This is a genomic window from Polaromonas eurypsychrophila (assembly GCF_014641715.1).
GTDB classification, from domain to species: domain Bacteria; phylum Pseudomonadota; class Gammaproteobacteria; order Burkholderiales; family Burkholderiaceae_C; genus Polaromonas; species Polaromonas eurypsychrophila.
On record NZ_BMIG01000011.1, the window covers coordinates 1 to 12,033 of the forward strand.

General features: G+C 62.3%; 13 protein-coding genes. 5 read left to right on the plus strand and 8 right to left on the minus strand.

Features of this window, described 5'->3' with window-relative positions; all coding sequences use genetic code 11:
* Positions 1-320 precede the first annotated feature (320 nt).
* On the plus strand, positions 321-944 hold the full coding sequence (locus tag IEX16_RS14245) for a VC1465 family Xer recombination activation factor (protein ID WP_188709154.1): 624 nt from the start codon (positions 321-323) through the stop codon (positions 942-944).
* Positions 941-1,132: a hypothetical protein gene (locus IEX16_RS14250; RefSeq protein ID WP_188709155.1), complete on the plus strand. Its 192-nt coding sequence runs from the start codon at positions 941-943 to the stop codon at positions 1,130-1,132. Before IEX16_RS14245 ends, IEX16_RS14250 begins: the two co-directional genes overlap by 4 nt.
* Positions 1,133-1,519: 387 nt before the next feature.
* Here IEX16_RS14250 and IEX16_RS14255 read toward each other — a convergent pair whose 3' ends face one another.
* The 6 genes from IEX16_RS14255 to mltG form a co-directional block, all read right to left on the minus strand.
* Positions 1,520-2,191, minus strand: coding sequence for an ankyrin repeat domain-containing protein (locus IEX16_RS14255; protein WP_188709156.1), 672 nt, complete (start codon positions 2,189-2,191; stop codon positions 1,520-1,522).
* The gene (locus IEX16_RS14260; protein WP_188709157.1) at positions 2,188-2,985 is read right to left on the minus strand and encodes a TatD family hydrolase; all 798 of its coding nucleotides are present in this window, start codon (positions 2,983-2,985) and stop codon (positions 2,188-2,190) included. Before IEX16_RS14260 ends, IEX16_RS14255 begins: the two co-directional genes overlap by 4 nt.
* Before the next feature lie 97 nt (positions 2,986-3,082).
* Positions 3,083-3,460 (minus strand): PilZ domain-containing protein, encoded by a 378-nt coding sequence (locus IEX16_RS14265; protein WP_188709158.1) that lies wholly within the window; start codon positions 3,458-3,460, stop codon positions 3,083-3,085.
* A 49-nt stretch (positions 3,461-3,509) separates the two neighbouring features.
* Positions 3,510-4,574 (minus strand): DNA polymerase III delta subunit-related protein, encoded by a 1,065-nt coding sequence (locus IEX16_RS14270; protein ID WP_188709159.1) that lies wholly within the window; start codon positions 4,572-4,574, stop codon positions 3,510-3,512.
* A complete protein-coding gene (gene tmk / locus IEX16_RS14275) occupies positions 4,571-5,257 on the minus strand; it encodes a dTMP kinase (RefSeq protein WP_188709160.1) in 687 nt (228 codons plus the stop codon). Before tmk ends, IEX16_RS14270 begins: the two co-directional genes overlap by 4 nt.
* Positions 5,258-5,537: 280 nt before the next feature.
* On the minus strand, positions 5,538-6,545 hold the full coding sequence (mltG, locus tag IEX16_RS14280; protein WP_188709161.1) for an endolytic transglycosylase MltG: 1,008 nt from the start codon (positions 6,543-6,545) through the stop codon (positions 5,538-5,540).
* A gap of 47 nt (positions 6,546-6,592) precedes the next feature.
* On the opposite strand from mltG, the gene ygfZ reads away from it, so the two are divergent.
* On the plus strand, positions 6,593-7,546 hold the full coding sequence (gene ygfZ, locus IEX16_RS14285) for a CAF17-like 4Fe-4S cluster assembly/insertion protein YgfZ (protein ID WP_188709162.1): 954 nt from the start codon (positions 6,593-6,595) through the stop codon (positions 7,544-7,546).
* Positions 7,547-7,558: 12 nt separating this feature from the next.
* Positions 7,559-8,362 (plus strand): NRDE family protein, encoded by an 804-nt coding sequence (locus IEX16_RS14290; protein ID WP_188709163.1) that lies wholly within the window; start codon positions 7,559-7,561, stop codon positions 8,360-8,362.
* A gap of 102 nt (positions 8,363-8,464) precedes the next feature.
* On the opposite strand, the gene IEX16_RS14295 is transcribed toward IEX16_RS14290, so the two are convergent.
* Positions 8,465-9,334, minus strand: a complete 870-nt coding sequence (locus IEX16_RS14295) for a YbgC/FadM family acyl-CoA thioesterase (protein WP_188709164.1) — start codon at positions 9,332-9,334, stop codon at positions 8,465-8,467.
* A gap of 9 nt (positions 9,335-9,343) precedes the next feature.
* A complete protein-coding gene (locus IEX16_RS14300) occupies positions 9,344-10,300 on the minus strand; it encodes an alpha/beta hydrolase (protein WP_229676356.1) in 957 nt (318 codons plus the stop codon).
* 134 nt (positions 10,301-10,434) lie between these two features.
* Here IEX16_RS14300 and gbd point away from each other — a divergent pair, with 134 nt between their 5' ends.
* A complete protein-coding gene (gene gbd, locus IEX16_RS14305) occupies positions 10,435-11,571 on the plus strand; it encodes a 4-hydroxybutyrate dehydrogenase (protein WP_188709165.1) in 1,137 nt (378 codons plus the stop codon).
* Positions 11,572-12,033 lie beyond the last annotated feature (462 nt).

Here is a 12,033-nt window from a genome sequence, read left to right on the forward strand (position 1 = left end):
TCATTTCTCATCTCCAATTACTGAATTTTCACATCAGCTATGGAGTACGTTTTTCGGGGGCAAGATCAGTCTGTGTCGTCATGGACGACGCTTTGGCTGGAATCCCAATCAGATAGCTGTTGAGCGACCGAGTAAGCTCAGCTCAGCTGCAACTTCAATTTCCAGACCGTTCCGGTTAGCAAACTTAGCTTGGAAAGGTTAGCAGGCTCAACGAGGTTGGTTAGCAGGTTCAACTTGTTCCGACAGATGCTTGGGGTCGTTGGGGAGAAGATGCTGACTATATTTAACATAATATACATCGTGGAACATACACTGGAGGGGTGAAGCAGGACCGCAACACCCCGAAAACCCGCGCCCAGCTTAACGCTCGGTTCAAAGTGCTGTGCATGGATGCTGGCCTGAACGTCGAGGCGGTGGGGAAACTTCTTCACGTCACGCCGCGCACAGTCCGCTACTGGTTTGCCGGCAAAACTGCTGTGCCGTACGCATCGAACAAGCTGCTGCGCATCTTGGCCCGATACGAGCTGCCTGGCGCGGCTTGGGCTGGCTGGCATATGCACAGCGGCAGGCTCTGGAGCCCGGAGGGTCACGGATTTGACCCGCATGACTCGAACTGGTGGGGTCTGCTGGTGCGAAAAGCGGCCATGTTCTCTGAGCTATACGACAGGAACCGCAAACTCGAAAAGCTCCTCTTGGCGGGTGGGAGGTCTGACGCGCCCGCGCCGTGGATGCGTGAGCGTCCACAGAGCGGGAGCGTCCGGGCCGTCCCGTCCGACGCAGTCGGGCGGGCGCCGGAGGCGCCCCGCCCTAATTTATTACTAGAACACTTTGGGAAAAAGCACTGGGAGAAAGGCGGTCTGCCATTGGAGAAACTGGCAAACAACGTCCTGCTAAGTTACAAGACCAATATTTCATATGGTGGGAATCAGGGGGTGCGGCCGTGAGTCGCCAGGTTTCGCCTGCTGAGGTCCGGGAACTGCTGGCCGCCCTGCCGCGCTGGTTTCCTGCTGCCGCCCGATGGTCGGTCAAGCTGGCCAACCACGGGCCGGGCTGGATGCCTCAGGTGCTGCGCGGGGTGCCGCTGCGGCTGGCCTGCTGGCTCGGTTCGGTTTATGCGCGGAGGCTGGCATGACGGCCCCGGGGCATGGGGTGAAACCCCATATAAGCGAAGCGAAGCTGACCCCGCATGGAGCTGCTGGCACACCTCAGCCAGTCCCGCAGGGCTGGCCCAACTCGCGGGATGCTGGCTCAAACCGACCACGGGCGGATGCTGCGCGCCATGAAAAGCCTGACCCCGCTTCCTGGACGTTTCAAGGAAACGGCCTCCCCGCGTTGAGCGGCTCCGCAGGAACGCATCTTCCCCACCGGCTCAAAAAATTTACTACAGATTGAAAGAATTTCCAATGAAATCAACACCTTACGCGGCTATACATCGTAGAACTTTTATAATGAATTCAGGTCGGCGATCCAGGACCCTCGACCAATGCCACGCAAAGAAAGCCAACCGGGTCGAAAACGGCTACCACTTGCCCGTGGCTTGCTTGCTCCGGATGGCCGCCGTCAGCAGATCGACGGATTCCGTACGGCTGATGCGGCGGGCAAAGTCGATGGCGGTCAGGCCTTGCTGGTTTTTCAGTAATGGGTCGGCCCCGGCGTCAACCAGCAGCTTGACGGCCTGCGGCGTGCCATACATTGCTGCCATCATCAACGGCGTCGATCCGTTTGGCGACTCGGCGTCAATATAGGCATGGTTGTCCAGCAACAGGCTCAAGATAGCCAGGCTACCACTGGTGGCGGCGTAATGCAGTGGCGCCCAACCGGTCTTGTTGACGTCGGCATCGCGTTTGATCAGGCTGGTGGCCGCACCGATGTTGTCCTTGAGCGCTGCGATCATCAGCACGCTTTCGCCTTGGGCGTTGAGCATGTTGACATTGGTTTTTGGCCATTCCGCTAGAACCTGGGCCACTTTGGGTGACGGTTCCTGCAAAGCCAGGTAGAGGCCGTTCTGACCTTTGGAGTCGATGGTGTTGGGGTCGAAGCCACGCCCCAACAGTTGTCGGACTTGTGCGGCATCGTCCCGCTTGATGGCCACGAAGAAGTCTTCGTAAGATCCTGCAAAGGCGGAAATATATGCAGAAAAAACAATTAGATAAACCGCATTTTTAATGTAATTTGTGAAGTAATTTTTCATGCCATGACCCCTGAAAACAGGCGCTCGAAGTTGCGGCTGGTGGCCTCGGCGATGGTTTCCACCGGCAGCTGCTTGAGCTCGGCCACCTGTTTGGCCACATAAGGCACGTAAGACGGATTGTTGGTTTTACCGCGGTAAGGCATGGGCGCCAGGTAGGGGCTGTCGGTCTCGATCAGGGTCCGGTCCAGCGGCACAAAACGGGCGACTTCACGCAGGTCAGCGGCATTCTTGAAGGTCAGGATGCCAGAAAACGAGATGTAAAAACCGAGATCAAGTGCGGCACGTGCTACCTCCGCGGTTTCAGTGAAGCAGTGAAACACCCCGCCGGCTCGCCCTGCTCCATCGGCGTTTTCACCCTCCTCCTTCAATATCGCCAGGGTGTCGTTTGATGCGCTGCGGGTATGGATCACCAGCGGCTTGCCGGTCTGGCGGGCAGCGCGGATGTGGGTCCGGTAGCGCTCGCGCTGCCACTCCATGTCGGCCACCGTGCGCTCGCCGAGCCGATAGTAGTCCAGCCCGGTCTCGCCGATGGCCACCACTTTGGGCAGCGCCGCGCGCTTCACCAAATCGTCCAGGCTGGGCTCGGTCACGCCTTCGTTGTCCGGATGCACGCCGACGCTGCACCAGAAATTGTCATAGCCCGTGGCCAGCGCGTGAACCGTCTCGAACTCCTCGAGCGTGGTGCAGATGCACAGGGCGCGGTCGACCTGCGCCTGGACCATGGCTTCGCGTATCTGTGGCAACTGGGCCTGGAGCTCGGGAAAACTCAGATGGCAATGGGAATCGGTGAACATCAAAAAAGCCAGTATTTATGATTGAAATCGGGCTCCAGCCCATATCCGGTGGGTGCAAGCTGCTATCAAAAAAATAGCGACCCGACCTGGCAGGAGCCTAGATGGTTTGGGTCGGGCGGTCAGACGCCAGGTGCGCGCCGAGGATTTCCTCGATCTTGATCTTGAGCAGGCGCGATTTTTCGTCGTTCGGGAACCGCACACCCACGCCCTGGGTGCGGTTGCCGGACGCACGCGCCGGCGTCACCCAAGCCACCTTGCCCGCCACCGGGTAGCGCTGGATATCGTCCGGCAGGGTTAGCAGCACATAAATGTCGTCGCCGAGTTTGTAGTCGCGGGCCGAGGGGATGAACAGGCCGCCTTCGGTGAACAGCGGGATGTAAGCTGCGTACAGTGCCGCCTTTTCGCGGATGGCCAACTGGATGACGCTTGGCCGCGCGCTGGCGCCGGGGGTACTGGCGGGTGGCAAGGTACTCATGAGGCTAGTTTATAGGCTTGGGTGTCGCGCTGCCAGCAAGAAACCGCGCTTATTTGGCAGCCAGCGCTTGGCGCGCCCGGCTCGCCAGGGTTTCCAGCATCAGGCCGGGGTTGTAGGGGTGTTCGACGGTGCGCGCGGTGGTAGCCAGCTCTTTGGACCAGGCACCCAGTGCCATAAAGCCCGAGCCTCCGGCTTTGCCGCCCGGCAGGTCCGACGCCTTAAAAAACCGGGGTTGGGCACCGGCTCTGACCGCCAGCACGTCGTGACAGAGCTTTTGCAGCGCATCGACCGCCTGTGCCGGCGCCATGTCGGAAAGCGCAGTGACATCGCCGCGCGCCATGGCTTTGGGCAGGGCCTGCCAGTGCTGGGCGCTGGCGCTGCTGGGTCCGTCGCGCAGGCGTTCGAGTGCGTCGGCGGGACGGCCGCCAGCAGCAGCCAGCAGGGTGAGCAGGTCAGCGGGCGTGGGTCGGGCTGCGGCCTTGCCCTCGCCGGGCGCCTGTTCCGCCAGCCAGGCCAGCGCCGCGTCATGTGACGGCCAGTGCATGGTGTGGCCCTGGCAGCGGCTGCGTATGGTGGGCAGCAACTGGTGAGAGGCTTCGGTCGCGAGGATGAACTGCACTGCGCCGGGCGGCTCTTCCAGGGTTTTGAGCAAGGTATTGGCGGTGATCGTGTTCATGCGTTCGGCCGGGTAGACCAGCACCACCTTGGTTGTGCCGCGTGAACGTGTGAACTGGGTGAAACTGACTGCCTCGCGCGCGGCATCGACCTTGATTTCCTTGCTGGGCTTGCGTTTTTTGGCGTCCAGGTCGTCTTGGGTTTTTTCGTCCAGCGGCCAGCCCAGCGCGAGCGACAGGGTCTCGGGCATCAGCACGCAAAGGTCGGCATGGGTGTGGACGGCGACCGCATGGCAACTGCCGCAGACGCCGCAAGCTCCGTCAGCCGTCGGCTGCTCGCACAGCCAGGCTCGGGCAAGCGCCAGCGCCAGGTCGAACTGACCCAGGCCGGATGGCCCGCTGAGCAGCCAGGCATGGCCGCGTTGCGCCAGCAGGGCGCGCAGCTGGGTTTGCAGCCAGGGTGCCAGCAGCGGGTTCGGGTTCAGGGCTTCCTCGCTCATGGCAGCCAGCCCTTTTCGGCGAAGACCTGGTACACCGCATGCCAGACGTTCTCACGTGCGCGCGCAGCGTCAATGCGGGCAAAACGCGCCGGGTCCTGCGCCATCCGGTCGGCATATCCCCGGGCCACGCGGCGAAAAAATTCGACCGGCTGGATCTCAAACTTGTCCGGCACCCGGGCGCCGGCCAGCCGCTGCGCGGCTTCCTCGGGCGCCAGGTCGAACCAGACCGTGAGGTCCGGCTGGACAATCGCCGGCGCCGCGCCCTTGCGGCCCAGTTCATGAACAAAATCGCGCCCCAGCCCTTGCGCCGCCTGCGCCCACAGCTCCAGTTTTGATAACACTTCGAGGTCGAAGCCGCGCCCGCCGCCCTGGTAGGCAAAGGTGGCGTCGGTGAAACGATCACACAAAACCACGTCGCCGCGCGCCAGCGCCGGTGCGATGACGGTCGTCAAATGGTCGCGCCGCGCCGCAAAAATCAGCAGCGCTTCGGTCAGCGGGTCCATCACATCGTTGAGAATCAGAGTACGCAGCTTCTCGGCCAGCGGTGTGCCGCCTGGCTCGCGGCTCAGGGTGACTGCCCTGCCCTGCGCCTTGAAGGCGTCGGCCAGCGCAGCGATATGGGTGGATTTGCCCGCGCCGTCTATGCCTTCGAAGCTGATGAACAGGCCAGGAGCAACATTCACAGGACCACCTCTTCTTTTTCAGCCAGGACCGCGGAACCGGTTTTGCCGGGCCGCAGGCGCAGCGCCACCTCGGGGGGCAGCGACGACACGTCAGTGCGGAGTGTGGGGGCCATTGAATTTTCCGCCGGGCCGCCCCAAGGAAAATTAGCCCCCCCGGGGGGCAGCGACGACACGTCAGTGCGGAGCGTGGGGGCCATTGAATTTTCCGCTGGGCCGCCCCAAGGAAAATTAGCCCCCCCGGGGGGCAGCGACGACACGTCAGTGCGGAGTGTGGGGGCCATCACTGTCCGCGCTGGTATTTGTTGACCGCCCGGTTGTGCTCATCCAGGCTGCTGCTGAACTGGCTGCTGCCGTCGCCGCGCGCCACAAAATACAGGGCCTTGGTGGGGGCCGGCTTGACGGCGGCCAGCAGCGACTCTTTGCCGGGCATGGCGATCGGCGTGGGCGGCAGGCCGCCGCGGGTGTAGGTGTTGTAAGGCGTGTCGGTCTGCAGGTCGCGCCGGCGCAGGTTGCCGTCGAACTGCTCGCCCAGGCCGTAGATCACGGTCGGGTCGGTCTGCAACAACATGCCGATGCGCAGGCGGTTGACAAACACGCCGCCGATTTCGGGCCGGTCCGTGGGTTTGCCGGTTTCCTTTTCGATGATGCTGGCAAGCACCAGCGCTTGGTCCGGCGTTTTCAGCGGCGTGTTCGCATCGCGCAGCGCCCAGGCGGCTTCCAGGCGCCGGTCCATGGCCCGCGCCGCGCGTTTGAGCACAGCGATGTCGCTGGAGCCTTTGGCATAGGTATAGGTGTCCGGGAAAAAGCGGCCCTCGGGGTGTACACCCGGTTTGCCAAGCTGCGCCATGATGGCGTCCGTGCTCAGGCCCATGCTGTCGGGTTTGAGCGCCTCGGCCTTTTGCAGCGCCGCACGCATCTGACGGAAATTCCAGCCTTCGACGAAAACCACACTTTTGAGGCTTTCCTCGCCGCGCACCAGCATGCTCAGCAGCGAGCGCGGTGTGGTCCCGGGGGTGATTTCATAACTGCCGGCCTTGATCTGGCGCGCCTGGCCGGACAGCCGGAACCAGGCGTACAGCAAGGTCGGCTCGACGGCGACGCCGCTGGCGGCCACGGTATTTGCCACTCGCTGGGCCGGTGTGCCGGGCTCGATTTCGAGATCAACAACCGTGTTGCCGGGCTGCGGCTTTAACGTCAGGGGCTCGTAGAGCCACCAGCCGACAGCACCAAACACCAACAGGCCGGCGAGAAACATCAACACCAGCACACTCATTAAAAAACGACGCACAACCCTGTTGCCTTCCTGAAAACGATGGGTCCATGATAATTCAGCTTATGTTGACATCTCCCACTGATTTGCCTGTTGTTTCCACCTTGTCCGGGGTCGCCGGATTGAGCCATCTGGGCGTGATCCGCGTGGCCGGCGAAGAGGCCGCCAAGTTTCTGCAAGGCCAATTGACGCAGGACGTGGCGCTGCTCGGCTTGTCTGACGCGCGGCTGGCGGCTTTTTGCAATGCCAAAGGCCGCATGCAGGCCAGCTTTATTGTTTTCAAACGCAGCCATGACGAGATTCTGATGGTTTGCAGCCAGGACATCCTGGTCGCCACGCTCAAGCGCTTGTCGATGTTTGTGATGCGCGCGAAGGCCAAACTCAGCGATGCCACGGCTGACTATGCACTCTTCGGGCTGGCCGGAAGTGCTATCGAATCCATAGCTGCTGGCGCCCATCCAGTATGGGCCAAGGCAGATATTAATTCTGCAAATATTGTGTTCCTCTATCCCGGCAACGGACAACCCCGTGCTTTGTGGTGCGCGCCGGTCGGCACCCCGGTCCCGGCAGGTGACGCGCTGCCGCTCGAACAATGGCAGTGGCTGGAGGTTCGGTCGGGCATCGCCATGATCACCCAGCCGATTTTTGAAGCCTTTGTGCCGCAGATGCTCAACTACGAATCAGTAGGCGGCGTGAATTTTAAAAAAGGCTGTTACCCCGGTCAGGAAATTGTGGCGCGCAGCCAGTTCCGCGGCACGCTCAAACGCCGGGCTTACCTGGCCCACACCGAGGCCGGGCCTGCCGTCGGCCAGGAGGTGTTTCACGCACTGGACGCAGAACAACCGTGCGGCTTGGTCGCCGCCTGCGCGCCGCGGCTCGACAGCGGTTTCGATGCCATCGTGTCGATGCAGACCTCGGCGGCGGCCGATGCCGAAGGCGGGCGGCTGACCCTGGGCAGCGTGACCGGGCCGGCGTTGGTTTTGCTGCCTTTGCCCTATCCCTTGCTCGAAGATATTTGAGCTTGTTCTGACATGTGTCTGATCGCTTTCGCCATCGGCGCCTCGGCGCGCTGGCCGCTGCTCATTGCCGCGAACCGCGACGAGTTCCTGGACCGCCCCACCCTGCCCCTGGCCCGCTGGAAGAGTGAAGCCGGCACCGAGATCATCTCGGGCCGCGACCTGCGCGCAGGCGGCACCTGGATGGGCCTGACTGCGGCGGGGCGGATCGCCATGTTGACCAATGTGCGCGGCCCGGCCTCGCTGACCGGCGAGAAATCGCGCGGTGAGCTGATCACACGCTGGCTTGACAGCGATGGCGACGCAGCCAGTTTCATGGCGCAGATGGAGCCCGCAGCCTACGGCGGCTTCAACCTCGTGCTCGGTGACTTCAACAGCAGCGTCTTGCACTGGCTCAGCAACAAGCCGGGACCGGGGCTGGAATCACGCGCATTGCAGCCCGGTGTTTATGGTTTGTCCAACGGCGCACTCGATACGCCTTGGCCGAAAACCCTGGGCCTGAAAAGGGCACTGGATTCGGCGCTGACTGCGTCCAGCGAGAACGCGGTCGAGCAAGAGTTGATGGCGGCGCTCAGGGACAGGCGGCGCGCCGACCGCGAAGACCTGCCCAGCACCGGTGTGCCGCTGGCGCTCGAAGAAGCGCTGTCGAGCGCCTTTGTGGATTTTCCCGAACACGGTTACGGCACGCGCTGCAGCACGGTGCTGGTGGCGTCCGCCGGTCAAGAGGGCTGGGATATCGCGTTGCAGGAAGTCACGCATTCGCACCGCACGGGCGATGTGCCCGGCGCGCAAAATGTACGGCTGCGCTGGCAGACCTAGTCGTCTTCTTTGTTTGTCATGCCGGGCTTGACCCGGCATCCAGGCTGTTGGTACGCGTGACATGGATTGCGGGACTAGCCCGCAGTGACAGAAAAATTCCCGCTAGCGTTTCCCACCCAGCGACCGCACCATCTCGATGTGAGGAATCTCGACCTCATCAAACGGCTCGCCGCGCGGCGCAAACCCCAGGCGGGCGTAAAAACCTTCGGCGCTGCGCTGGGCATGCAGCAGCACCTCGGTGTCGCCGCGCTGTTCAGCTCGCGCCACCAGCGCGCTCAGCAGTTCGCGCCCCAGGCTGGAACCGCGCAGGACGCGGTTCACCGCCATACGGCCGATTTTTCCGCTGCCCGGCGCATGTTGCAGCAGGCGCCCCGTGCCTATGGCCTGGCCCAGGCCGTTGTAAGCCACTGCGTGCACGGCGGTCTTGTCAGCCTCGTCCCATTCCATCTCCAGCGGAATGCCCTGTTCCTCGACAAACACGGCGGTGCGGATCGCGCCAGCGTGTTCGCCCAGCTCTGACCATGCGCCAGTCTTGACCGTGACCATGGGCTCGCCGGCCTCGAAGCCGGTCAGGATTTTGCGCAGGCCTTCGGGCACAGGCCGCGAGGTCTGGGTGGCAGGGTCGGCAAACACATAAATCAGCTCACAGGTGATCAGCAGTGCATCGCCGCGGAAGATCGTACCCGTGAAAACCATCGACGAGTTGCCGATGCGCGCGCATTTGAGGCCGATGTCGAGCTGGTCGTCGTAACGCGCCGAGCCGTGGTATTCGACCGAGGCCTTTTTGACATACAGATCGCCGCCCAACTCGTGCATGGCTTCTTCGTAGGGCAAAGCCAGCGCGCGCCAGTAGTCGGCCACGGCGGTGTCGACATACATCAGGTAATGCGCGTTGAAGACGATTTTCTGCATGTCCACCTCGGCCCAGCGCACGCGCAGGCGGTGGAAAAATCGGAAGTCCTGTCGTTTCATGTCTCTCACTTATTTTGAAAATGCATGGCGCAGGGCATGTGCCATATGGGCATGGGCCTGCCTGGCTTCGACAATGACGCGGCCCATCTTGATGAACTCGTGGGTCACGCCGCGGTAAATTTCGAGGTCCACCGTGACCCCGGCCATGCGCAGTTTATCGGCGTAAGCCACGCCCTCGTCGACCAGCGGGTCGCACTCGGCCAGGCCCATCCAGGCGGGCGCCACGCCATCGACATCGGGTGCGATTAGCGGCGAGAAGCGCCAGTCATCCCGGTCTGCCGGACTGCGCAGGTACTGGTTGAAAAAGAAGTCGATGTGCGAGGCCTCCAGCACAAAACCTTCGGCGAAGCGGCGGTGTGAATCAGAATCCTGTCGCGGCGCGCAGCCGGGGTAAATCAGCAGTTGCAACTCCAGCGGCATGGCCATGTCGCGTGCCTGGATGGCGCACGCCGCCGCCAGCGTGCCACCGGCGCTGTCACCACCGACCGCGAGACGGGTACCGTCCAGGCCCTTGTCATCGGCATGGAAGGACAGCCAGGCCAGCGCGTCCCACGCATCGTTGGCGGCCGTCGGAAACTTGTACTCGGGCGCCAGCCGGTAATCCACCGAAATCACCGCGCAGCCGGCCAGGTGGCTGAGCTGGCGGCACAGGATGTCGTGCGAGGCCACACTGCCAATCGTGAAACCGCCGCCGTGGAAATACATCAGCACCGGCAGCTTGTCGTGCGAAGGTGCATACAGCCGCAAGGACAACGCAAAACCGTCGCGCGCCGGGATGCTGAAGTCCTCGATACGCGCCAGTGGCGCCGGCGGAATCTCCAGCACACCCGCGCCTGCCTCATACGCTGCGCGCGCCTCTTGCGGGTTCAGCGTGTGCAGCGGCGGACGCGCCGCGCGCGCCATGCGTACCAGCACGTCGCGCATGGCAGGGGTCAGCAGGTCTTTGGGCTCGGCGGGTTGTGTCATTCGTTCAATGTTTCTGGGGGCGGCAGCGCTATCGCCAAGGTGACGGCAATCAGGGTTTGCTGGTGGGTCTAGCCAACTTCAGCCATTAAAGTAAAGTCATCGAATCGTACAACGCCACAAAGAGACAACACCCCATGGCCTTCATTTATTACGTCACCCAAATCCAGTTCGACTACGGTGCGGTCAAGCTGCTGAAGCAGGAATGTGAACGCGTCGGCATCACCAAACCGCTGATCGTCACCGATGCCGGTGTCAAAGCCGCCGGTGTGTTGCAAAAAGCACTTGACGCCCTGCCCGGAATAACGGTGGCGGTGTTTGACCAGACCCCTTCCAATCCGACCGAAGCCGCGGTGCGTGCCGCCGTGGCCGTGTACCACGCCAGCGGCTGTGATGGCCTGATCGCCGTCGGCGGTGGCTCGGCGATTGACTGCGCCAAAGGCGTGGCGATTGCCGCCGCCCACCAAGGCCCGCTCAAGACTTACGCCACCATCGAAGGGGGCTCGCTCAAAATCACGGACCGGGCCGTGCCGCTGATCGCGGTGCCGACCACCAGCGGCACCGGCAGCGAAGTAGCGCGTGGCGCCATCATCATCTTGGACGACCACCGCAAGCTGGGTTTTCACTCCTGGCACATCGTCCCCAAAACCGCGATCTGCGACCCCGAACTGACGCTGGGCCTGCCCGCCAAACTGACGGCTGCCACAGGCATGGACGCGATTGCGCACTGCATGGAAACCTTCATGGCACCCGCCTTTAACCCGCCGGCCGACGGCATTGGTCTGGATGGCCTGCAACGCGGCTGGGCGAACATCGAACGCGCCACCCGCGACGGCAGCGACCGCGAGGCGCGCCTCAACATGATGAGCGCTTCGATGCAGGGCGCGATGGCCTTCCAGAAAGGCCTGGGCTGCGTGCACTCTTTAAGTCATAGCCTGGGCGGCGTTGATCCGCGCCTGCACCACGGTTCACTCAACGCGATGTTCCTGCCGGCGGTGATTCGTTTCAATGCCGGCGCTGAATCGATTCAAAAAGAAAAACGCCTGGAGCGCATGGCCCACGCCATGGGCCTCTCGGCCGGCAGCGATGTCGCCGACGCGGTGCGCGACATGAATGCCCGCCTCGGCCTGCCCACCGGCCTGGCGGCCATGGGCGTGAGCCGCGATCAGTTTCCCGACATCATCAAGGGCGCGATGGCCGACCACTGCCACAAGACCAATCCGCGGATTGCGACGGCAGAGGAGTATGCGGGGATGCTGGAGGATTCGCTTTGACCGGTGTTCGCGTCAGGCGGGTCGCGAGCTTGGCGAAGCTGGAAAACTTTGAAGGTAGGTGCGCGCCGAAAGCAGTCAGTGGCATTGACTGTTATATCTCCGGCGCCATAGGCGCTTATCCCCTGCTATGCCGCGTTTGTTGAGCGGTCGTGCTTATTCCTGACGCAAACCATACGCACACCATTGAGGTGAAGAGATCCAGTATTTCCTTCGGCTCGGTCGGTAGCTCGGGATATGGGTCACAGCACTTCTTCAGATATTGGGAGAGAGGAAGAAGGCCCGCTTCAGTGATCTTGAAGTCGATGTTGTGACTGAACTTGTTCCGAAGACTGTTGAGATGCTTGATTGCCGGGATGGAGTTGTATTTCTCTGGGTAGTTGTCCGTAGTTAGAAGTGAAACCTTCTGCGCAAACGTCTGTTTGGATGTGTGTCCTGGTCTAATGAATTCGTACACATAGATAG

Coding starts and splice junctions, on each gene's coding strand:
- ygfZ (WP_188709162.1), top strand. CDS start 6,593: ATGTTGACATCTCCCACTGATTTGCCTGTTGTTTCCACCTTGTCCGGG.
- IEX16_RS14290 (WP_188709163.1), top strand. CDS start 7,559: ATGTGTCTGATCGCTTTCGCCATCGGCGCCTCGGCGCGCTGGCCGCTG.
- IEX16_RS14295 (WP_188709164.1), bottom strand. CDS start 9,334: ATGAAACGACAGGACTTCCGATTTTTCCACCGCCTGCGCGTGCGCTGG.
- IEX16_RS14265 (WP_188709158.1), bottom strand. CDS start 3,460: ATGAGTACCTTGCCACCCGCCAGTACCCCCGGCGCCAGCGCGCGGCCA.
- IEX16_RS14300 (WP_229676356.1), bottom strand. CDS start 10,300: ATGACACAACCCGCCGAGCCCAAAGACCTGCTGACCCCTGCCATGCGC.
- IEX16_RS14260 (WP_188709157.1), bottom strand. CDS start 2,985: ATGTTCACCGATTCCCATTGCCATCTGAGTTTTCCCGAGCTCCAGGCC.
- IEX16_RS14270 (WP_188709159.1), bottom strand. CDS start 4,574: ATGAGCGAGGAAGCCCTGAACCCGAACCCGCTGCTGGCACCCTGGCTG.
- IEX16_RS14255 (WP_188709156.1), bottom strand. CDS start 2,191: ATGAAAAATTACTTCACAAATTACATTAAAAATGCGGTTTATCTAATT.
- gbd (WP_188709165.1), top strand. CDS start 10,435: ATGGCCTTCATTTATTACGTCACCCAAATCCAGTTCGACTACGGTGCG.